General features: G+C 64.7%; 16 protein-coding genes. 3 read left to right on the top strand and 13 right to left on the bottom strand.

The genetic code is table 11. The annotated features are described in order from the left end of the window. Nucleotides 1-4: 4 nt before the first annotated feature. The 10 genes from ABIB91_RS17435 to ABIB91_RS17390 form a co-directional block, all read right to left on the bottom strand. Nucleotides 5-847, bottom strand: coding sequence for a phosphatidate cytidylyltransferase (locus ABIB91_RS17435; protein WP_035994818.1), 843 nt, complete (start codon nucleotides 845-847; stop codon nucleotides 5-7). Further along, nucleotides 844-1602 (bottom strand): isoprenyl transferase, encoded by a 759-nt coding sequence (locus ABIB91_RS17430; protein WP_007603629.1) that lies wholly within the window; start codon nucleotides 1600-1602, stop codon nucleotides 844-846. Before ABIB91_RS17430 ends, ABIB91_RS17435 begins: the two co-directional genes overlap by 4 nt. A gap of 92 nt (nucleotides 1603-1694) precedes the next feature. After that, nucleotides 1695-2258 (bottom strand): ribosome recycling factor, encoded by a 564-nt coding sequence (gene frr / locus ABIB91_RS17425; protein WP_007603628.1) that lies wholly within the window; start codon nucleotides 2256-2258, stop codon nucleotides 1695-1697. 67 nt (nucleotides 2259-2325) lie between these two features. Beyond that, the gene (gene pyrH, locus ABIB91_RS17420) at nucleotides 2326-3042 is read right to left on the bottom strand and encodes a UMP kinase (RefSeq protein WP_007603627.1); all 717 of its coding nucleotides are present in this window, start codon (nucleotides 3040-3042) and stop codon (nucleotides 2326-2328) included. Nucleotides 3043-3102: 60 nt separating this feature from the next. After that, the gene (gene tsf / locus ABIB91_RS17415; RefSeq protein WP_007603626.1) at nucleotides 3103-4026 is read right to left on the bottom strand and encodes a translation elongation factor Ts; all 924 of its coding nucleotides are present in this window, start codon (nucleotides 4024-4026) and stop codon (nucleotides 3103-3105) included. A gap of 131 nt (nucleotides 4027-4157) precedes the next feature. Continuing rightward, nucleotides 4158-5147, bottom strand: a complete 990-nt coding sequence (locus tag ABIB91_RS17410) for a 30S ribosomal protein S2 (protein WP_007603625.1) — start codon at nucleotides 5145-5147, stop codon at nucleotides 4158-4160. A gap of 221 nt (nucleotides 5148-5368) precedes the next feature. Further along, a complete protein-coding gene (locus ABIB91_RS17405; protein ID WP_354164188.1) occupies nucleotides 5369-7936 on the bottom strand; it encodes a caspase family protein in 2568 nt (855 codons plus the stop codon). A 190-nt stretch (nucleotides 7937-8126) separates the two neighbouring features. After that, on the bottom strand, nucleotides 8127-8867 hold the full coding sequence (locus ABIB91_RS17400; protein WP_354164185.1) for a carbonic anhydrase: 741 nt from the start codon (nucleotides 8865-8867) through the stop codon (nucleotides 8127-8129). Between the two features lie 109 nt (nucleotides 8868-8976). Beyond that, nucleotides 8977-12480: a DNA polymerase III subunit alpha gene (dnaE, locus tag ABIB91_RS17395; RefSeq protein ID WP_354164182.1), complete on the bottom strand. Its 3504-nt coding sequence runs from the start codon at nucleotides 12478-12480 to the stop codon at nucleotides 8977-8979. Nucleotides 12481-12934: 454 nt separating this feature from the next. After that, complete coding sequence (locus tag ABIB91_RS17390; RefSeq protein ID WP_007603620.1) at nucleotides 12935-13654, bottom strand: outer membrane protein; 720 nt, start codon at nucleotides 13652-13654, stop codon at nucleotides 12935-12937. 252 nt (nucleotides 13655-13906) lie between these two features. On the opposite strand from ABIB91_RS17390, the gene ABIB91_RS17385 reads away from it, so the two are divergent. After that, the gene (locus tag ABIB91_RS17385) at nucleotides 13907-14227 is read left to right on the top strand and encodes a DUF3551 domain-containing protein (RefSeq protein ID WP_219682201.1); all 321 of its coding nucleotides are present in this window, start codon (nucleotides 13907-13909) and stop codon (nucleotides 14225-14227) included. Nucleotide 14228: 1 nt separating this feature from the next. Beyond that, entirely contained in the window at nucleotides 14229-14477 is a 249-nt protein-coding gene (locus tag ABIB91_RS17380) for a DUF3551 domain-containing protein (protein WP_219682202.1), read from the top strand. A gap of 68 nt (nucleotides 14478-14545) precedes the next feature. Here the strand turns inward: ABIB91_RS17380 and map are convergent, their stop codons facing one another. Beyond that, entirely contained in the window at nucleotides 14546-15295 is a 750-nt protein-coding gene (map, locus tag ABIB91_RS17375; protein WP_354164177.1) for a type I methionyl aminopeptidase, read from the bottom strand. Nucleotides 15296-15373: 78 nt separating this feature from the next. Beyond that, nucleotides 15374-18523: a GAF domain-containing protein gene (locus ABIB91_RS17370; protein WP_354164174.1), complete on the bottom strand. Its 3150-nt coding sequence runs from the start codon at nucleotides 18521-18523 to the stop codon at nucleotides 15374-15376. A 366-nt stretch (nucleotides 18524-18889) separates the two neighbouring features. Between ABIB91_RS17370 and ABIB91_RS17365 the strand changes: the two genes are divergently transcribed. Next, on the top strand, nucleotides 18890-19273 hold the full coding sequence (locus ABIB91_RS17365; protein WP_354164171.1) for a hypothetical protein: 384 nt from the start codon (nucleotides 18890-18892) through the stop codon (nucleotides 19271-19273). Between the two features lie 35 nt (nucleotides 19274-19308). Here ABIB91_RS17365 and ABIB91_RS17360 read toward each other — a convergent pair whose 3' ends face one another. Continuing rightward, nucleotides 19309-19947 carry an HD domain-containing protein gene (locus ABIB91_RS17360; RefSeq protein ID WP_354164168.1) on the bottom strand — a complete coding sequence of 213 codons (639 nt, stop codon included), beginning with the start codon at nucleotides 19945-19947 and terminating at the stop codon, nucleotides 19309-19311. Nucleotides 19948-20013 lie beyond the last annotated feature (66 nt).

Genomic DNA, 20013 nt, shown 5'->3' with positions numbered 1-20013 from the left:
ATGTTCACCAAACCATAAGACCGCTTCCGGCGCTATGCACACCATGGCGAAGGAAGCCGATAATCCATGCCACCAGGATGGCAGCGACAAAACCGTCCAGACGGTCCAATAGCCCGCCGTGGCCAGGAATTAAATGACTGGAATCCTTGACATCGAAGCGCCGCTTGACCGCGGATTCGAACAGATCGCCGCAGGCCGACACGACCGACAGAGCCGCGGCGACGAGCAGCAATGGAGCCATCTTTCCGATCCCGCAAGCGGCAAAGCCGGCCGCGACCAAAAGGCTTGCGGCAAAGCCGCCGAGCGCCCCTGCCCAGGTCTTCTTCGGGCTGACGCGCGGCCACAGCTTCGGTCCGCCAATGCCGCGGCCGGCGAAATAGCCGCCGATATCGGTCGCCCACACCACGAGCAGCACGAACATCAGCGCGGCGAAGCCGTTCACGAGATCCTTCCGCAGCAGGATCGAGGCCAGTAGCGCCGCCGACGCATAGGCGAATCCGGAGGCCGCCCAGACGAACTTGCCCCGCGCGATCACCGTCACGATCGCCCCGCCAATCAAGCCGGTGATGATTGCGGTCTTCAGCGCGCCGAAGGCAACGCACAAGCCCATCGTGGCGATGACGATCGTTCCCGCCCCGGTCAGCGCGGTCGAGCCTGCGCCCACCACCATCAGCCATTCCGCGAACAGTCCGATCGACACCAGGGTGACGAGAAGCGCCCACAGCCAGCCGCCGGCATAAGCGAGCGCAATGGCGAGCGGCGCCAGCACCAGCGCTGCGAGGATTCGCATCACGAGATTGCTCGGGGCAGGCTGAGAGCCGGCCGGTGCGGAGTCGGGTTCGCTCACGAGGCGGTTTTCGCGACCAGGCCGCCGAAACGGCGCTCGCGCCTGGCGAATTCGGCGATTGCGCCTTCCAGCGCCGCCTTGTCGAAATCGGGCCAGTGAATCGGCACGAAGACGAGCTCGCTATAGGCGGCCTGCCACATCAGGAAGTTCGACAGCCGCTGCTCGCCACTGGTGCGGATGATGAGATCGGGGTCGGGAATGTCGGGCGCGTCGAGATGCGCCCCCAATGTCTCGGCATCGATCGTGTCGGGATTGCGCCGGCCCTCGGCGACTTCGCGCGCGAGCTTCTGCGCCGCCTTCGCGATCTCGTGCCGCGAGCCGTAATTGAAGGCGACGACGAGCGTGAGGCGCGTGTTATCGCGCGTCAGCTCCTCCGCCTCGTTGAGAAGCGCGCAGATGTCGCCCTCCAGCCCGTCCCGCTCGCCGATGATACGTACCCTGACGCCGTCGCGATGCAGGCTCGCCAGATCATTGCGGATGAAGCGGCGCAACAGGCCGAACAGATCGCCGATCTCGCTCGCCGGGCGCGACCAGTTTTCCGAGCTGAAGGAGAAGATGGTGAGATAGCGGATGCCAAGCTCATGCGACGCGCGAACCACGCGGCGCAGGGCCTCCACGCCGCGGCGATGGCCTTCCGCCCGTGGCAAGCCGCGCGCGGCCGCCCAACGTCCGTTGCCATCCATGATGATGGCGACATGCGCAGGCGCATCGGACCGATCGGGTCCTTCCGTTGCGGGCGCGGCGGCGTTGGACATGAGGCTGCCTTAAAGCATGATCCGGAAGAGTGCGACGCGGTTTTCCGAAAAGATCATGCGCGAACAATAACCTAAAGCGCGATCCATCGCGTTTAGACGGTGAGGATTTCTTTTTCCTTGGCGGCCAGCAACTGGTCGATCTCGGAGATCGTGCCGTCGGTCGCCTTCTGCACCTCGTCGGCGTGACGCTTCTGATCGTCCTCGGACATCTCGTGATTCTTCTCGAGCTTCTTGAGAACGTCGAGACCGTCGCGACGGACATGGCGCGCGGCGACTTTGGCGGCTTCCGCATATTTGTGCGCGACCTTGACGAGCTCCTTGCGACGCTCCTCGTTGAGCTCGGGGATGCGCAGGCGCAGCACCTGGCCTTCGGTCGCCGGCGACAGGCCGAGATTGGAATCGACGATCGCCTTTTCCACCGCCTTGACCATCGACTTGTCCCAGACCTGCACCGAGATCAGGCGCGGCTCCGGCACGCTGACGGTGGCGAGCTGGTTCAGCGGCATGTGGCTGCCATAGGCGTCGACCTGCACCGGATCGAGCATCGAGGCGGAGGCGCGACCGGTGCGCAGGCCGCCAAGTTCGTGCTTGAGCGACTGGATCGCCCCCTGCATGCGGCGCTTCACTTCGTTGAGATCGAAATTATCCGTGGCCATCACGTTTCTCCTTCAAAATCCCGGCGACCTCTCCGCACCCCTTCTCTTAGGGTGCAACGACAAGCCGTCAGCCGGCGACAATGGTTCCGTGGCCGCCGCCACGCAGTACAGCGCCGATCGAACCCGGCTCCGCAATCGAGAACACGATGATAGGCAGCGACGTCTCGCGGGCAAGTGCGAAGGCGGTCGCATCCATCACCTTGTAGCCACCCTCGATCGCCTGCGAATGCGTCAAACGGTCGAATCGCGTCGCCGTCGGGTCCTTCTTCGGGTCGGCCGAGTAGACGCCGTCGACATTGGTCGCCTTCAGCACCGCCTGGGCGCCGATCTCGGCCGCACGCAGCACCGCGGTCGTGTCGGTGGTGAAGAACGGATTACCGGTTCCGCCACCCAGCAACACGATCCGGCCCTCGGCGAGGTATTTGTGTGCCGCGGTGCGGGTGAACAGTTCGGAAATCTCGGGCATGACGAAGGCCGACAGCGTGCGCGCAGGCGTGCCCTTGCGCTCGATCGTGGCCTCCAGCGCGAGGCAGTTCATCATCGTCGCGAGCATGCCCATGGTGTCGCCGGTCGGGCGCGACACGCCGCGCGAGGAGACCTCGACGCCGCGAAAGAGATTGCCGCCGCCGATCACGACGGCGACTTCGGTACCGAGATGGCGGGCTGCGATCAGATCGTCGGCGACCCGGTCAATGGTCGGCTGATCGATGCCAAAACCCTGCGATCCGGCGAGATATTCGCCGGACAGCTTGATCACGACGCGACGATAGACCGGATCAGTCATGAGCACTTTCCTTGTCCGGCCGCTGCTTCCGGCGGCACGCCGGGAGGAACGTTCCGGCGCTTACTTCTTTCCGCTGGCCGCCGCGACCTCGGCCGCGAAGTCGCTTTCCTGCTTCTCGATTCCCTCACCGAGAGCATAGCGCACAAAGCCCGCGATCTTCACCGCGCCGCCGACCTTGCCTTCGGCTTCCTTCACCGCCTGCGCCACCGACTTGCCGGTGTCGTGGATGAAGGCCTGCTCGAGCAGGCAGACTTCCTTGTAGTAGGTCTTCAGGCCGGACTCGACGATCTTCTCGATCACGTTCTCGGGCTTACCCTGCTGGCGATATTTGTCGGCGAGCACGTCCTTCTCGCGCTTGACGACCGCCGGATCAAGACCGGACGGATCGAGCGCCAGCGGGTTGGCGGCCGCGACATGCATCGCGATCTGGCGGCCAAGCGTTGCGAGCTCGTCGGCCTTGCCCGGCGATTCCAGCGCCACGATCACGCCCATCTTGCCGGCGCCCTCGACGACCGCGCCGTGGACGTAGCTCGACACCACGCCCTGGCTGACTTCGAGCGAAGCTGCGCGCCGCAGCGTCATGTTCTCGCCGATGGTGGCGATCGCGTCATTGATCGCGGTTTCGATCGTGACGTCGCCGACCTTGGCGGCCTTGATCTTGTCGACATCGGCGCCGACGTTGAACGCGACCTGGGCGATCATCTTGACGAGGCCCTGAAACTGGCCGTTGCGCGCGACGAAATCGGTCTCGGAATTGACCTCGACCACGACGCCCTTGTTGCCCTTGGTGAGCGCGCCGATCAGACCCTCGGCGGCGACGCGGCCCGACTTCTTGGCGGCCTTCGACAGGCCTTTCTTGCGCAGCCAATCCTGCGCCGCTTCCATGTTGCCGTCGTTTTCGGTCAGCGCGGCCTTGCAGTCCATCATGCCTGCGCCGGTCGACTCGCGCAGGTCCTTGACCATCGCAGCTGTGATCGTTGCCATCGTTCAAAATCCTTTTTGCCTGCCGGTTTGCCGCGGCGCGGCCAGATCGCCTCGCCGCGGTCCATCTCAGGAATTCGCGTCAACTGAAATGGTGGCCGGAACTTGTCCGGCCAACCCATCGCTCTTTTTGACTATTCCGCTTCCGCGGTCAGGGCCTTGGCCTTGGCCACCCAGGCGTCCGCGCGGCTCGGCAAGCCGACTTCTTCGCCGATCTTGTGCGCGGTGTCGTGATCGAGCTCGGCCAGCTGCCAGAAGTGGAAGATGCCGAGGTCGTTGAACTTCTTCTCGATCGCGCCCGACACGCCCGGGAGCTTCTTGAGATCGTCGGAGGTGCCACGCGGGCCGGCGAGGCCCTGGAAGCCGCTCGTGGCGGGCAGCTCTTCTGCGACCGGCCGAACCGAAGCACCGACGTCGATGCCGGAATCGCCCTGGGCGCGCGAAATGCCGTCAATCGCAGCGCGTGCGATCAGATCGCAATAGAGCGCGATCGCGCGGCCGGCGTCGTCATTTCCCGGCACCACATAGGTGATGCCCTTCGGATCCGAATTGGTGTCGACGATCGCCGCGACCGGGATGTTGAGCCGCTGGGCTTCCTGGATCGCGATGTCTTCCTTGTTGGTGTCGATCACGAAGATCAGGTCGGGCAGACCGCCCATGTCCTTGATGCCGCCGAGCGAGCGATCGAGCTTGTCGCGCTCGCGCTGAAGCGTCAGGCGCTCCTTCTTGGTGTAGGAGGAGGCATCGCCGCCGGCGAGGACGTCGTCGAGATGACGCAGGCGCTTGATCGAGCCCGAGATCGTCTTCCAGTTGGTCAGCGTGCCGCCGAGCCAGCGCGAATTGACGAAATACTGAGCGCAGCGCTTGGCCGCGTCGGCAACGCCGTCCTGCGCCTGGCGCTTGGTGCCGACGAACAGAATGCGGCCGCCCTTGGCGACAGTGTCGCTGACCGCCTGCAAGGCGTTATGCAGCAACGGCACGGTCTGCGCGAGGTCGACGATGTGGATGTTGTTGCGAGCGCCGAAAATGAACGGCGCCATTTTCGGATTCCAGCGGTGAGACTGGTGACCAAAGTGCACGCCGGCTTCGAGGAGCTGACGCATAGTGAAATCGGGTAGTGCCATCGTTCTAATTCTCCGGTTGGTTCCTCCGGAAGCGTGTGAGCAGAACGGAGCGTTGTCGCCCCGGCTGCCACCGGACGGCCTTGTGAGCCATGCTTCCGTGTGAGATGGCGCGGTGTATAGCGCGATTTCGACCAGAAGCAAGGAAATAAGGGCCTTTCGGGGCGGCTTTCGCCCGCGAAAGGCCCTCTTCCGTAAAGATCACGCTGCGCCCGCGGACCCCACTAGCATTTGGGCTGGTTCGGCGGGCACTTCTTTGCCGCCGGCGGCGGAGCCGGAGGACGCGGTGGGGGCGCTGCTGGGCGCGGCGGCGGCGGTGGCGCGACGGCCATCCGAGGCGGCGGAGGTGGCGCCGGCCGGGCGACCGGCGGCGGCGGCGCGGGACGCGCCATTGGCGGCGGCGCCGGCCGAGCGACCGCGGCCGGCGGAGCCACCCGTGGCGGTGGCGGCGGTGCAATACGCGGTGGAGGCGGAGGCGTCGGGCGCGCCACGGCCTGAGGCCGCGGTGGTGGTGGTGCCGGCGGCCGGGCAGCCTGGGCGGGAGCAGCGGTCGGCTGATGCTGCGGCCGGATCGGCTCCCGCACCGCCGAGGGCGGCGGCGTGACCGGTCGTCCAACTGGGCCAGGAGGCGGAGGCGTGCGGGCAGCCGGCGGCGAGCCAGCCGGCTCCCGGGTCGCGGACTTGCCATGGTCCCCAGGCCCGGTCCCGGGCGGGGCCTGGGCAACCGGCGGCTTCGGCAGTTGGCCGGGCACAGCGGCCGGGCTTGTCGCCGTGGGCGCAGTCGCCGGCGCGCCGGTCGGTGCACCGGGATGGGCTGGCGGCGTGGTGCCGGGAGCAGCAGTCGTCGGCGCTCCCGCAGGCGCTCCCGCAGGCGCTCCCGCAGGCACTCCCGCAGGCACTCCCGCAGGCACTCCCGAATGGGTCGGCAGCGGCGCGCCGGGAGCAGTGGCTGTCGACTGCCCGGGTCTGCCGCCCGGCAGTGGCTCGGCTCCCGCTGACGGTACAGGTGGACCGCCATGGGTGCCGGGAACCGGCAGCGTGTTGGCTTGGGGCAGCTTGGCCGGTGGCGTGGCAGATGGACTGGCAGGCGGAGCGGCAGGTGGCGTACCGGTCGGCGCGGCATTGGCGGGCGTCGCCGGAGGCGTTCCTGGCCTCGCCGTCGGCCGCATCGTCGCGCTCGGCGGCATCGGCGCCTTGCCCTGCTGAATCAGGGCGGCACGCTGCAGGACCGCCTGCGGCATGGCTGGACCAGCCGGATTGGTGCGCCCGGCAATGGCCGGTGTGAGATTACCCGGTCCCGCTCCGGTACCCGCACCCGCACCCACACCCACCGGCGGTGCCGGCGGCTGGTTGATCACTGTGTTGATGACCGTCGTATTATGGATGTTCTGATAGATGATGTTGTTCGGCGGCGGTGCGACATAGACCGGCGGCCTGACGAACACGGGAATCGGCACGAACATCGGCTGCGGCAGCACGAACAGGCCGATCACCGGCATCGGCGGCGACAGCACGACGAAATCCGGCGGCGGCGGCGGCAGATAGTAGACCGGCGGCGGCGGTGGCGGCGCGAAGCCAAAATCCGGATCGCTGAAATACAGTACGGGACGATCGACATAGACCACCTCCTCCGGCGGCGGTGGCGGCACGTCGTAGTCGATCATCGCGAAGCTCGGCGGCGGCTCGGGCGGCGCGGTGAGAATCGCCAGGCGCCGGCGCGCATCCGCCGCATGCGGACCGCGCGGATAGCGACGCAGATACGACCAATAGGCTTCCGGCGTGTCGGTACGATAGGTCCGCCGCCAGGTGATGGCCTCGCGGCGCGCCGCGACGATCACCAACACGCGCTTCGACAGCGGGTCGCCGGGATAGGCGGAGAGAAACTCTTCGTAGGCCGGCAGCGTGTCGCGCGTGAGCGCGGCGGCATAGGCATCCTGCACGCCGAGATCGCGGATCGGCTTGTTGCGGATCGCAGCGACTTGGTCGGGCGCGGCCTCCGGCGGCGGCGCGTCGGGCCCGCGCTCGAAGAACGAGAATTGCGCCGATATCTTCTGCTCGTTCCAGGGCACCTGCGCGCCCTTGCTGGCCTCGTTGACGCGCAGGCGAACGCGGTCGAACACTTCAGGCAGCGGCAGGCCGCCGGTGCGGATCATCTCCGCTAGCGACTGCGCATAGATGCCGTAAGGTCCGGGCTCCTCGGGCGCCACCGTGCCGGGCGCGGCGTTGAACGCGATCAGCATGTTGGCGTCGGGCTCGACCAGCGCAAGTCCGCTCGCGATCTGCTGGCCGCCCTCCACGAAGGGCTGCGCCCGCGCGGCGTCGAGCACGACGATGTTGGCCTTGAGCGGAACGGAGGCGAGCTGGCGGAGATAGTCGCCGATGCGCAAGCCTTCGGTCGGAATGTCGGTGTCGCGGGTGATGTTGGAGTCGACCGGGATGAAATAGTTCTCACCCGCAAGCTGCACGCCATAGCCGGCGAGATACACCATCGCGACGGTGCCCGGTCCGGAGGCCTGCGCCTTCTGGATGAAATCGCGAAAGCTCTTGCGCAGCGTGTCGCCGTCGAGATCGCGGGCGCCGACGACGTCGAAGCCCGCCGCCTGCAGCGTCTGCGCGATCAGGCCGGCATCGTTTGCCGTCGTCGCCAGCGGCGACTTGGCATAAGCGCCGTTGCCGACCACGAGCGCGATACGCTTTTCCTGCTGCTGCGCACGGGCCGGCTCCGGCGCGCCCGCGGCAAGGACCGCGATCGGCAGGAGAAGGCAAATGAAGGCTCTGAGCGTCCCACGCATGGCTTGCTTGCCCGTTTTGTTGTTGAGGTGCCGCCACGCATCAGACGCGCGGCCAGCTGAATGGCACTTGAACGAAAGGCTTCCAAATAGCGAAGGCTTGGATTGAGGCGGCGGCATGGCCACCCCGCTCCGGCGTCAGCTCCGCGTAAGTGACGCGGCGACGCACCGGCGTGAGGCGAAGTCAGCCGGTTCAGCCCTGCGCGATCAGGTCGACCGTTCCCGTCGTGAGCCGATAGATGCCGCCGACGATTTTCAGCTTGCCCTGCTCCACGGCCGCGTTGAGGATCGGCGCCGCCGATTTCAGCTTCGCGACGTTGTCGATGACGTTCTGCCGGATCGCCTTGTCGAGGACGTCCCCGCCCTGCTGCATCGCAGCCTTGGCGGCGGGCGTGATCGCATCGACCAGCGAGGGAATATGGCCCGGCGGCGGCTTGTTGTCCTTGATCGCCTTCAGCGTCGCATCGACCGCGCCGCAAGCGTCATGGCCGAGCACGAGGATCAGCGGCGTATTCAGTACGGCCACCGCGTATTCCATGCTGGCGATGGTTTCGGTGCCGGCAAAATTTCCGGCGACGCGGCAGACGAACAGGTCGCCGCGGCCGGTGTCGAAGGCATATTCCGGCGCGATGCGCGAATCGGCACAGCTCAGCACGGCGGCAAACGGGTTCTGTCCGCCGACCAACGCCTCGCGCTCGTGCTTGAAATCATGCCGCCGCGACACGCCGTCGACGTAGCGCGCGTTGCCTTCCACCAGGCGTTTCAACGACCCATCGGGTGACAGCACGTTCTGCGGCTTTGGCGGCGTCTTGGTCTCTTTGGCGAAGGCATTGCCGGCGAAGGCAAGGCCGAACGCCGCGGCGCCAAACAGCATTGCGGACCGCCGCGACGGCCCGGTATTTCGCTGCAGAGCTTCAGAGCATTTGTCGCACATGTCGCGTTTCCTCCCGGCGAGGTGGACGATGGCATCGCCGTGATCATAGCCGCAATGACGTGACGAAACCACAACATCCGCCGGGAGCACGCAGGACGTTCAGCGCCGATCAGAGCTGCTGCACGTCCACCACGCCGGCGACCGCCTTGATGGCGCCGGCGATCTGCGGCGAGACCTTGAAGCGGCCGGGCAGCTTCATCTCGACCTCGGTCTCGACGTCGAGCATCATGACCAGCGAGACCTCGCCGTCGCCGTTGGAGCGGGGCGCGGTGCCCGGACTGCCGACCTTCGGCGCGGCGCCGTTCGAACCGGCCATGTCGGGACCGGCGAGACGCTTGGCGATCGATTCCAGCGGCTTGGTGTCGCGCACGAAGATGCGCAGGCCCTTCTGGGTCTTGGCCGCGGCCTCGTCCAGCGGTTCGGCGTGGAGCACGCGGGCGCGGACGTCCTCGCCCTGAAGCTCGGCGCCGAGCTGGAGCAGCACCGCGGCGCCCGGCTCCAGCACGTCGCGATATTGCGCGAGGCCTTCGGAGAACAGCACCGCCTCAAAGTGACCCGTGGGATCAGAGAGCCCCATGATGCCCATCTTGTTGCCGGTCTTGGTCCGCCGCTCCATGCGCGACACCACCGTGGCGGCGACCTTGCCTGCCGTGGCGCCGGTCTTCACCGCGCGCGAGAACTCGGCCCAGGACTGCACGCGCAGCCGCTTCAGCACGGTGGCGTAATCGTCGAGCGGATGCCCCGACAGGAAGAAGCCGATCGCGTCATATTCGCGGCGCAGCCGCTCGGCCGGCAACCAGGGCTCGATCTGCGGCAGCATGATCGTCGGCGCGTCGGCCGAGCTGCCGAACATGTCGTTCTGGCCGATGGTTGCAGCTTCGTTCGCCCGCTGGCATGCGGCGAGAATCGAGTCGGCGCCGGCGAAGACCCGCGCCCGGTTCGGCTCCAGGGTGTCGAAGGCGCCCGCAGCAGCGAGGCTTTCGATGATGCGCTTGTTGATCGCGCGCGGCGACACTCGCGCGGCGAAGTCGGCGAGCGAGGTGAACAAGCCGTTTTTGGTCCGCTCCGCGATGATCTGCTCGACGGCCGCAATGCCGACGCCCTTCAGCGCCGCGAGCGCGTAGTAGATGGTCTTGTCGCCGACCTCGAAAGTCGCGCCGGAGCGATTGACGTTGGGCGGCTCGACCTTGATGCCGAGGCGCTGCGCCTCGGCGCGGAATTCGGACAGCTTGTCGGTATTGTTGAGATCGAGCGTCATCGACGCCGCGATGAACTCCACCGGGTAATGCGCCTTCATGTAGGCGGTGTGGTAGGACACCAGCGCATAGGCCGCCGCGTGGCTCTTGTTGAAGCCGTAGTCGGCGAATTTCGCCAGCAGCTCGAAGATGGTATCGGCCTGCCCCTTCGGCACGCCGTTCTTCACTGCGCCTGCGACGAAGATCTCGCGCTGCTTCTCCATCTCGGCGCGGATCTTCTTGCCCATGGCGCGGCGCAGCAGGTCGGCGTCGCCGAGCGAATAGCCCGACATCACCTGCGCGATCTGCATCACCTGTTCCTGGTAGATGATGACGCCGAAGGTCTCTTTGAGAATCGGCTCCAGCACGGGGTGGAGATATTCCGGCTCCTCGTCGCCGTGCTTGCGCGCGCAATAGGTCGGGATGTTCGCCATCGGACCCGGTCGATAGAGCGCGACCAGCGCGATGATGTCCTCGAAACGGTCGGGGCGCATGTCGACCAGCGCGCGCCGCATGCCCTGGCTTTCAACCTGGAACACGCCGACCACCTCGCCACGCGCCAGCATCTGGTAGCTTTCGGCATCGTCGATCGGCAGCGTCGCGAGATCGACATGGATGTCGCGCGGCTTGAGCAGTTTGCACGCGACGTCGAGCACGGTCAGCGTCTTCAGACCGAGAAAGTCGAACTTCACGAGGCCCGCGGGCTCGACCCATTTCATGTTGAACTGGGTCACCGGCATGTCGGATTTGGGATCGCGATACATCGGCACGAGTTCGCTCAAGGGGCGATCGCCGATCACGATGCCGGCCGCATGCGTCGAGGCGTGACGGGTCAGGCCTTCGAGGCGCTGCGCGATGTCGAAGGCGCGCGCCACCACCGGGTCCTCGTCGCGGAACGCCTGGAGCTTCGGCTCGCTCTCGATCGCGGCGGCCAGCGTCACCGGCGCGGCCGGATTCTGCGGCACGAGCTTGGTGAGCTTGTCGACCTGGCCATAGGGCATCTGCAGCACGCGGCCGACGTCGCGCAGCACGCCGCGCGCCTGCAGCGTACCGAAGGTGATGATCTGCGCGACCTGGTCGCGACCGTAGCGCTCCTGGACGTATCTGATCACCTCCCCCCGGCGGTCCTGGCAGAAGTCGATGTCGAAATCCGGCATCGAGACGCGTTCCGGATTGAGGAAGCGCTCGAACAGCAGACCAAACTTGATCGGGTCGAGGTCGGTGATGGTCAGCGCCCACGCAACCAGCGAGCCCGCGCCGGAGCCACGGCCTGGCCCGACCGGAATGCCCTGGCCCTTTGCCCATTTGATGAAGTCGGAGACGATCAGGAAGTAGCCCGCGTACTTCATGCGCATGATGACGTCGAGCTCGAACGCAAGCCGCGCGTTGTAGTCTTCTTCCGTCGTGCCCTGCGACAGCCCGTGCACGCGCAGGCGGTTGGCGAGCCCCTCCTCCGCCTGCCGCTTCAATTCGGCCGCCTCGACCGCGGCGGCATCGGAGCTTGCGGCAGCGCCGACCGTGAAGAACGGCAGGATCGGCTTGCGCGTCATCGGCCGGAACGAGCAGCGCTCGGCGATCTCGACCGTCGAGGCCAGCGCCTCCGGAATGTCGGCGAACAGCACCGCCATCTCGGCGCGGGTCTTGAAGCGGTGATCGGGCGTAAGCTGCTCGCGCTCGGTCTCCGCGATCAGCCGCCCGCCGGCGATGCAGAGCAGCGCGTCATGGGCTTCGTAATCGTCGGTCGCGGCGAAATACGGCTCGTTGGTCGCGACCAGCGGCAGGCCCTTGGTAAAGGCGATGTCGATCAGGCTGCTTTCGACCCGCCGCTCCTTCTCGATGTTGTGGCGCTGCAATTCGACGTAGAGGCGGTCCCCGAACAGGCTGGCCAGACGCTCGCAGCGCGCCGCCGCGAGCTCGCTATAACCGCCGGCAAGCGCCAGCGAGATCGGCCCGTCCGGACCGCCCGTCAGCGCGATCAGGCCTTCGGTCTCGCCTTCGAGCCAGTCGAACTTGATGTGGGGAGCATGAGTGTCGGGCGTCTCCATGAAGGCGCGCGAGTTCAGCCGCATCAGACTGCGATAGCCGCGCTCCTGCGCGGCCAGCAGCACCACGCGCGAGGGCAGCAGCACGTTACGCGCAGTGGGATCCTGGTCGCCGAACTCGATCGCGATCTCGCAGCCCACGATCGGCTGGATACCGGAGCCCGCCATCTTGTCGGAGAACTCCAGCGCACCGAACATGTTGTCGGTGTCGGTCAACGCCAGCGCCGGCTGATGGTCTTTCTTGGCAAGCTCCGCGAGCTTGGCGATCTTGATCGAGCCCTTGAGCAGCGAATAGGCCGAGTGAACGTGAAGGTGGACAAATCCGGCGCTCGGCATGGTCGCGTGACGGCCTCTTGCAGATGAGATGGAGCGGTCACCGGCACGGGAGGCATCCTGCACTCGCCCGGCCGACTCGCCTCATAATGGTGGGGCGTCACGCTGCCAGAGTCCACGCCAGAGCGGCCAATCGGCCGCGTCGTCCTGCTTTTCCCCAACCTGGCCAGCGCCTAGAGCTGCGGGAGCACCTGGGCCCAGATCGCGATCATCCCGACAAACAGCGCGATCGAGGCTAGCGCGGCGGCTTCTTCGACGAAAATCCTGAACATGGCTTACTCCATGGTGAGAACGTATGAAGAACATTGTTCTCATTTCGTTCTCAGGAGTCAAGCCATCTCGACCGTCTCGAAACGGAATGGTTAACCCGCTGAAGTCCAACAACAAAAAAGCCCCGGCCGATGGCCGGGGCTTTCGCCGACCGCTCGAAGTCGAGCGATCGATATCAGGCATCTACTCAGTAACGGCCGAGGCTCGGGCCGCCGAACTTGTAGTTCAGGCGGACGAGGCCCATGTCGACGTCCTGACGGATGCGATCGGTCGAGGGCACCAGCGCGAAGGTGACGTTCTTGTCCTGCAGGAAGATGTGGTTGTACTCGACGCCAACCGACCAGTTCGGGGCGAAACCGTACTCGAGGCCGGCACCGATCGTGCCACCCCAACGGGTCTGATCGTTCGAGGACAGCAGCGCGCCGCCAAGGGTCGAGACTTCATACTTGCTGCCGGCGACAGCCGCACCGCCCTTGGCGTAAACGAGGACGTTGTTCCAGGCGTAGCCGATCTGACCGGTGATGAGACCGAACGAGTCGATCTTGGAGCGGTTGCGCGTCGCAAACAGCGCGCTGACGTTGTCGCCAGAGAAGTCAGCCCAGTTGCCCTGACCTTCGATGCCGAACACCCACTGGCCCGACTGCATGCGGTAGCCGATCTGGCCGCCGACCGTGCCGCCGGTCGCATCGTGCGAACCCTCGCGGCCACCGCCGACGAGATCCCAGGTCGAATGGGCGGAACCGCCGCCGCCGTTGATACCGATGTAGAAGCCGCTCCAGTCGTAGATCGCGGCAACCATCGCCGGCGCCTTGGTGTAAGGCCGCGCAGCGAGGTCAGCAGCCAGCGCCGGTGCGGTCGCGCCGAGCGCGACAAGGCTCACAGCAGCAAGCAACAGATTCTTGTTCATTTGATTCCCGTTCCAGTTTCGTCGTTAGGCCCCCGGGCCGTGGCGTCGTCATACCAGCGCGCGACGGAATTGCTGTAACCTCGACGCCACAGTCCGCGCCAAAGGATCGCGCTTCATTAATGAAGATTTACCAGCGCGCGCTGGAAGCCCTTTGAAACAAGTGTTTTCACGAGTTCCATTGTCGATTACACGACATCTGCGGCACACGCGCGTGACAACGTCGCGCGCACGTTCGCGTGATTGGAGAATTGAATGCGCAGACGAATTGCCCTCCCCATTGTCGCCATATTTTCGCTCGCCCTCGCCACATTTGGGCTCACGCTCAGCGCAAGCGTGCCTGCGCGCGCGTTCGGGACCCACCATGCCTTCTGCCTGACCGGCGATGAATGGCCGGGGCTGAGCAATTGCACGTTCGACAGTTACGCGCAGTGCCAGGCGAGTTCGTCGGGCCGCGCCCTCACCTGCATCGCGAACCCTTATTTCGCAGGTCAGAGCGATGACCCCTATGCGTATCAGAACAGGCCGCGCGCGCAGGTGCCGGGTTATTCACCCGGTTACTACGTGCCGCGCTGAGATGCGTCGCACTCGCCTCGCGCTCCTCGCGATCGGCCTGCTCCTCGCGGGCGCGCCTGCGCGCGCGCAGACCTATGATCCGAGCTATCCGGTCTGCATGCAGATCTACGGCCCCGTTGGCTATTTCGATTGCCGCTACACCTCGCTCGAGCAGTGCAGATTTCTAGCAGTCGGTCGGTCGGCGACGTGCGTAGCGAACCCGTATTTCGCGCAGAAGAAGCCCCCTCGCCACTCGCGGCGCATCAATTAAATCGGGACTCTGATATGCGGCCCGCCTTTTGGATGCGGCCCGAGATCCGGTGGCTTGAGGACGCCTCCTTAACCAGCCATCGTCACGATCAACGGTCCGCTTCGCGTGGCGATCACCGTGTGCTCGTATTGAACGGTCGGCGCCTCGGGGCTGCTGTAGAGCGTCCAAGGATCATCGCCATCCTGTGCCCATTCGGCGCCGAGAGACAGGAACGGCTCGACGGTGAACACGAGGCCTTCGCTCATGATGCGGCGTTCGGAGCGGTCGGGCCATGTTGCGATCTCCGTCGGCTCTTCGTGGAGCGACAGGCCGACACCGTGACTGGCAAGGTTCCTGACCAGGCTGTAACCGTTCTTCCGCGCAAATGTCCCGATGGCCTGACCGATTCCGGCGATCGGCTTGCCGGCTCCAACCTGCTGCAGGCCCGTCCACATTGCGCGCCGGCCATCCCTGCAAAGACGTTCGACCACTCGCGTTGCGGGTGGAACGGCGAACGATGCTCCCGTATCCGCAAAGAAGCCGTTCTTCTCGGCTGACACGTCGATGTTCACGAGGTCCCCACGCGCGATCCGCCGATCGCCCGGGATGCCATGAGCGATCTCCTCGTTCACGCTGATGCAGGTTGCGCCCGGAAAGTCGTAGGCCAGCTCCGGAGCCGAACGTGCGCCGGCAGCCTCCAGCAGTACACGCCCGATCCGATCGAGCTCGGAGGTGGTCATGCCCGGCTCGAGCGCCTTCCCCATTGCCTCCAGGATATTGGCGACGATGCGCCCGATTTCTTTCAGGCGCGCGAGGTCGTTGTCATCCGAGATTGTCATGTCATGCTCTTCCGAAAGCCGGGACATAGCCCTTGTGACGGCGGCTTGCAAACGGGAGAGATCGTTTCCAAAGCGCGTTCAGATATCGTCAAGCAAGCTGCGGACTTTGGCAGCCAGGTCTTCGATAGCGAAGGGCTTCGGAAGCAGATGCTTGCCGGCATCGAGCACGCCATTGTGAACGATTGCATCGCGCGTGTAGCCGGTGGTGAACAGCACTTTCAGCGCCGGGAAACGTCTCGACAGCTCGGCCGCCAGCTCGGCGCCGGTCATGTCGGGCATGACGACATCCGTGAACAGCAGATCCGGAACGAAACCATTTTCGATCGTCCTGATCGCCTCTTTGGCGCTGGCTGCCTCGATGACGGTATAGCCAAGTTCGCGCAGGCTTTCGGACGACATGCTGCGGACGCGCTCGTCGTCTTCCACGACGAGAATGGTTTCGTTCTGATGGCTCGCACCGGCGGGTGTCTCTTCCTGCGACAGATCTGAGCCCGCCTCCTCGCCGGCGAAGCGTGGAAGGTAGATCTTCACGGTCGTGCCAACATCGACTTCCGAGTCAATTTTGACATGGCCGCCCGACTGCCGCACGAAACCATAGACCTGACTGAGGCCGAGGCCGGTCCCCTTGCCCACGACCTTGGTCGTGAAAAACGGATCGAACACCTTGCCGAGCACATCGGCCGGAATTCCCGTGCCGTTGTCCGTCACGGCGACGAGAACGTACTGCCCGGGTGCGAGTGCATACTCGCGAGCATATTTTCGGTCTATCGAGGCGTTGCTGGTTTCTATCGTCAGCCTGCCGCCCTTCGGCATGGCATCGCGCGCATTGACCGCGAGATTGATCACGGCGCTTTCGAGCTGGGCCGGGTCTGCCTTGACCCGCCAGAGGCCCGCCGTCAGCACCGTATCGAGGCGGATTAGCTCGCCAAGCGACCGCTCGAGCAGCTCGCTCATCCCGCCGACCATCTTGTTGATGTCCACGACTTCAGGCGCGAGCGGCTGCTGGCGCGAGAACGCGAGCAGTCGCTGCGTCAACGTAGCTGCGCGATTTGCACCGTCGATGGCGCCCTCGATGAAGCGGTCTATGCTGACCTCTCCCCTGCTGAGCCGCCGCTTGGCAAGGTTCAGGCTACCGAGAATCACGGCCAGCATATTGTTGAAGTCGTGAGCAATGCCTCCGGTCAATTGACCGACGGCTTCCATCTTCTGGGATTGCCGCAATTGCTCTTCAGCTTTCATGCGCTCGGCGATTTCGTCGGCAACACGTTGCTCCAATCCCGCATTGAGCGCCTCGAGCCGGGTCAAGAGCTGGGCGTTATCGATAGCGGTGGCGGCATGGCCCGCAATACCAAGCAATGCGGATTCATGCTCGGTCTGGAATTTACCCGTCTCGGCGTGACCGAAGAAAAGTCCGCCGAAGACTTCGCCGGTGCGCGAGATCACAGGGACCGCCAGATAGGATCGGACCGGAAGATAGCCCTCGGGCATGCCTTTCCGCGGCGCGTTCTTGCCATAGCGGGGGTCCTGCAGAATGTCGTCGGACCTCACCACGCCGGAGCCCTCGAAAGTCGGGCCAAAGAGGGCGGTGTTGCGCGGCATCGGAAAGTTTTCAAACGCGGATGGCGAGGCACCGGACAGCGAATACAGCATATAGCTGCCGCCATCCGGCGCCAGAACGTTGTAGAAAAAGGCGCCGAATTGAGCACCCGTGAGTCCGACGCCGGCATCCGTGACGATCTGGACGATCTTGTCGAGGTCGCGTTCGCGAGAGACCGAGGCCCCGGTATCATTCAGTATTCTGAGATGACGCTCGGTTTTCTTTTGCGCGGTGATATCCAGAACCGTTCCGATGAACCGAACAGCCTGGCCGTCGGCAAAGATGGCTTGACCGGTCGCGGCGATCCAGCGTTCGACCCCATCCTCGATACCAATGGTCCGGTATTCCATGTTGTAGTTTGGCCGAGAGTGCGGCGTCAGCGCTGCGGAGACGGCCTCGTGGGCGCGCTGCCTGTCCTCGGGATGAAGCCCCTTCAGGAACGACCCTTCATAGCTGACTTCGGCGTCCGGTGATAAACCGAACACCTCCTTGCAGCGGCTATCCCATCGAAGAACGTTGTTGACCGGGTCGTAGTCCCAGGTGCCGATACCAGCCGCCTTGTTGGCAAGCGTCAGTCGTTCGGCAGCCTCCCGCGCCGCCTGTTCCGATCGGACGCGCTCGATGTGGGCCCACGATCGCTCGGTCACTTCGGTGAGCAAGGCGAGTTCGCGCGGCGTCCACTGGTGCGGGCCGCGGTGATGAATCGCCATCAGGGCGGTCAGTCGCCCTTCTTTCACCAAGGGCATGCAAATCGTCGAACCGATCCCGATGTTCTGGAAAGTGGCGGCTTCGTCCGGCGCAATCTCCCTTAGATTGTCATTGATGATGAGCGGCCTGCCCGCACTCAACTCTCGCACCGCCTGCTTGCCAAAATCGGCCAGACTGTAGTGACCGATGATATGCATTGCGCCGGGCGCGGCCCAATCGCCGCGTATGGTGAAGCCGTCCTGGTCCGGATCCATGTCGGCGTAGGCGCAGTTCGAGACGCCGAGATGCTCGCCGACCATTTTGGTCGTGACCGCCATCACGCCGTCGGCATCGCGAGTCCTGGCCGTCTCCTTGTTGAGTGCGTCCAGGAAAAGCAGGCGGGCTTCGTTCTCCCGCACAGCCGTTTCCGCACGGCGGCGCTCGACGGCCGTGCGTGTGCGCTCGGCAACATCGCGAATAAGCTCCAGCTCTTCGGGGCTCCATTCGCGCGGCTTGGCATCGTTCAGATAGAGCAGCGCCACGACCCCGTCGGGCTCCGAGATCGGCATGTTGACGAGCGCGCGCGCAGAGATCGCCTCGAGAGCATTGGCACGATCGCCGACGCGAGGGTCTTTCTCCGCATCGGCACAGACGACGGTCTCGCCCCGCTTGAGGTCTTCGATGTAGCTGCCATAGTCGCGAAACTGCAGCACGCCTGCGAGGCTCAGGATGCCCGGTGCGTTCCAGTCGCGGACAATGGTGATGGTCTCGGCTGAGGTGTCGACCGTGCCGTAACCTGCCCTGCTGACGTTCAGGCTGCGGCCGAGCAGCTCCGCCGCGGCGTAGGCGAGATCGTCGGGATTGCTGATCTCTCGGATGTAGTCGCCGAGTGTGGCTAAGACGGAATTGCGATCGGCCGAGCGGACCCCGGTCGCTGTCGTCATTGGTCTTCCCCTGCCACTTCCCTAGCTCCACGAGGAGCCAGCCGTTTGATCGTCCCGCTGCTGTTCGCTTCGACCACAGGTAGCCCGCCTGACTTTCTGAGTGATGCAGCCGGGTCGCGCAAATTGTCTGCGCGATAACCGCATGATGGCATTTAGGTTCCCGTCGTCACCGTCCCCTGGGAGGCTGCCGTTCTGCCTGCTCCCACCTGGTCGCCAGATTACCAATCCAGACGTGGCGGACGGACCCTGGAAACTGGAAAACGAAGCGCGCCCCTTCGTCCGCAAGATCGCGATGCTGAAGAAGGAGAACGGCGCTTCGTTCCGGCCTATGGAGAATGGCGTCTGTCTTGCGAAAGCGGAAAGCGCGTGCCGCTGACATTCGCGGGCGAGATCGACGAGACGGCCGTCGGCAAGAGCACCATCCTGGTGACGGCGAACGCCGCTCCGGACAAGACGGCCGGAGGGTCTGCATTGCGGGCCGGAAAATATGAGGTCTGGCGCGGCAGCATCGATCCCGAGATGGTCAAGGCGATCCTGGCGTCCCGCTCCCTGCATGTCCGCGAAACCATGCTGCTACCCGACGACAAGGCGGACATCACGAAATTCGACATCGACCTGACGGGCCTGACGTCAGTGTGGCCGCAGCTTGCGACGTCATGCGCGGCGGCGACGCCGGCTCCCAAGAGCCCGTGGCCGGCCATTCAGCAGCCGAACGCCAGCGTAACGCCCCCGGCCGCAACGTCGCCATGAGTCAACGTAGCGCAACTCGAACATCGCGCCGACGGTCAGCTCTGCCAGGGCGTGTTGCGGATGCGAGTGCATGCGTTCGGCTTGTGAAATGTGGGGTCGTGATCTTCGATGTAATCGAAATTAACAGTCCCGAACGTGGTCTGCGGCTTCTTCAAGGCTGAGCAGGTTTGTATCTGAAGGAACTCGTTCTTGAAGTCACCGCGCGGAAATGCGGTGGTCACCTGGTCGCGCTGCTCCGGCGTGTACTCATCATAGCCAATCCCCACGACGTCGACCAAAACGCCCGCATTCGTGAGAGCGATTTCCGGCCGCATGTATTGTGGAATTCCAGGCGTCGTATGTAACGCGATCGCCTCCCAAACCAGATCGGCCTTTGGCTCGTCAATGCCGTGTCCCCTCAGAAATTCGCGGGCGGCATCGGCGCCATCAACTTCAAATCGCTTGGTCTGTGTATGGTAATGGTCGACAAGCCCGAGATCGTGGAACAGCGCCGCGATGTAGAGCAGCTCGGAATCGAATTTTAGATTTTGCCGATGTCCCTTGATCGCGCCGAACACAAAGACGCGGACCGAGTGGTTGAACAACATGTCGTTTTCGTACTGGCGCACCAGCTCGGCGGCCTCCCATGCGATCTTACTGTCGGGAATCTTCACGCCGGAAATTGCGATGGTCATATCAAGCTCCTGCCTTGAATCGCCGATTTCTCAGGACATGCCGTCGCAGTCGAAGGCATGTCTGTA

Source organism: Bradyrhizobium sp. JR4.3 (genome assembly GCF_040547695.1).
Lineage (GTDB): Bacteria > Pseudomonadota > Alphaproteobacteria > Rhizobiales > Xanthobacteraceae > Bradyrhizobium > Bradyrhizobium canariense.
Note: the sequence above shows the minus strand (reverse complement) of the source record. Positions and strands in the feature narration are given on the sequence as shown.

Coding starts and splice junctions, on each gene's coding strand:
- ABIB91_RS17430 (WP_007603629.1), bottom strand. CDS start 1,602: ATGTCCAACGCCGCCGCGCCCGCAACGGAAGGACCCGATCGGTCCGAT.
- frr (WP_007603628.1), bottom strand. CDS start 2,258: ATGGCCACGGATAATTTCGATCTCAACGAAGTGAAGCGCCGCATGCAG.
- pyrH (WP_007603627.1), bottom strand. CDS start 3,042: ATGACTGATCCGGTCTATCGTCGCGTCGTGATCAAGCTGTCCGGCGAA.
- tsf (WP_007603626.1), bottom strand. CDS start 4,026: ATGGCAACGATCACAGCTGCGATGGTCAAGGACCTGCGCGAGTCGACC.
- ABIB91_RS17410 (WP_007603625.1), bottom strand. CDS start 5,147: ATGGCACTACCCGATTTCACTATGCGTCAGCTCCTCGAAGCCGGCGTG.
- ABIB91_RS17405 (WP_354164188.1), bottom strand. CDS start 7,936: ATGCGTGGGACGCTCAGAGCCTTCATTTGCCTTCTCCTGCCGATCGCG.
- ABIB91_RS17400 (WP_354164185.1), bottom strand. CDS start 8,867: ATGTGCGACAAATGCTCTGAAGCTCTGCAGCGAAATACCGGGCCGTCG.
- dnaE (WP_354164182.1), bottom strand. CDS start 12,480: ATGCCGAGCGCCGGATTTGTCCACCTTCACGTTCACTCGGCCTATTCG.
- ABIB91_RS17390 (WP_007603620.1), bottom strand. CDS start 13,654: ATGAACAAGAATCTGTTGCTTGCTGCTGTGAGCCTTGTCGCGCTCGGC.
- ABIB91_RS17385 (WP_219682201.1), top strand. CDS start 13,907: ATGCGCAGACGAATTGCCCTCCCCATTGTCGCCATATTTTCGCTCGCC.
- ABIB91_RS17380 (WP_219682202.1), top strand. CDS start 14,229: ATGCGTCGCACTCGCCTCGCGCTCCTCGCGATCGGCCTGCTCCTCGCG.
- map (WP_354164177.1), bottom strand. CDS start 15,295: ATGACAATCTCGGATGACAACGACCTCGCGCGCCTGAAAGAAATCGGG.
- ABIB91_RS17370 (WP_354164174.1), bottom strand. CDS start 18,523: ATGACGACAGCGACCGGGGTCCGCTCGGCCGATCGCAATTCCGTCTTA.
- ABIB91_RS17360 (WP_354164168.1), bottom strand. CDS start 19,947: ATGACCATCGCAATTTCCGGCGTGAAGATTCCCGACAGTAAGATCGCA.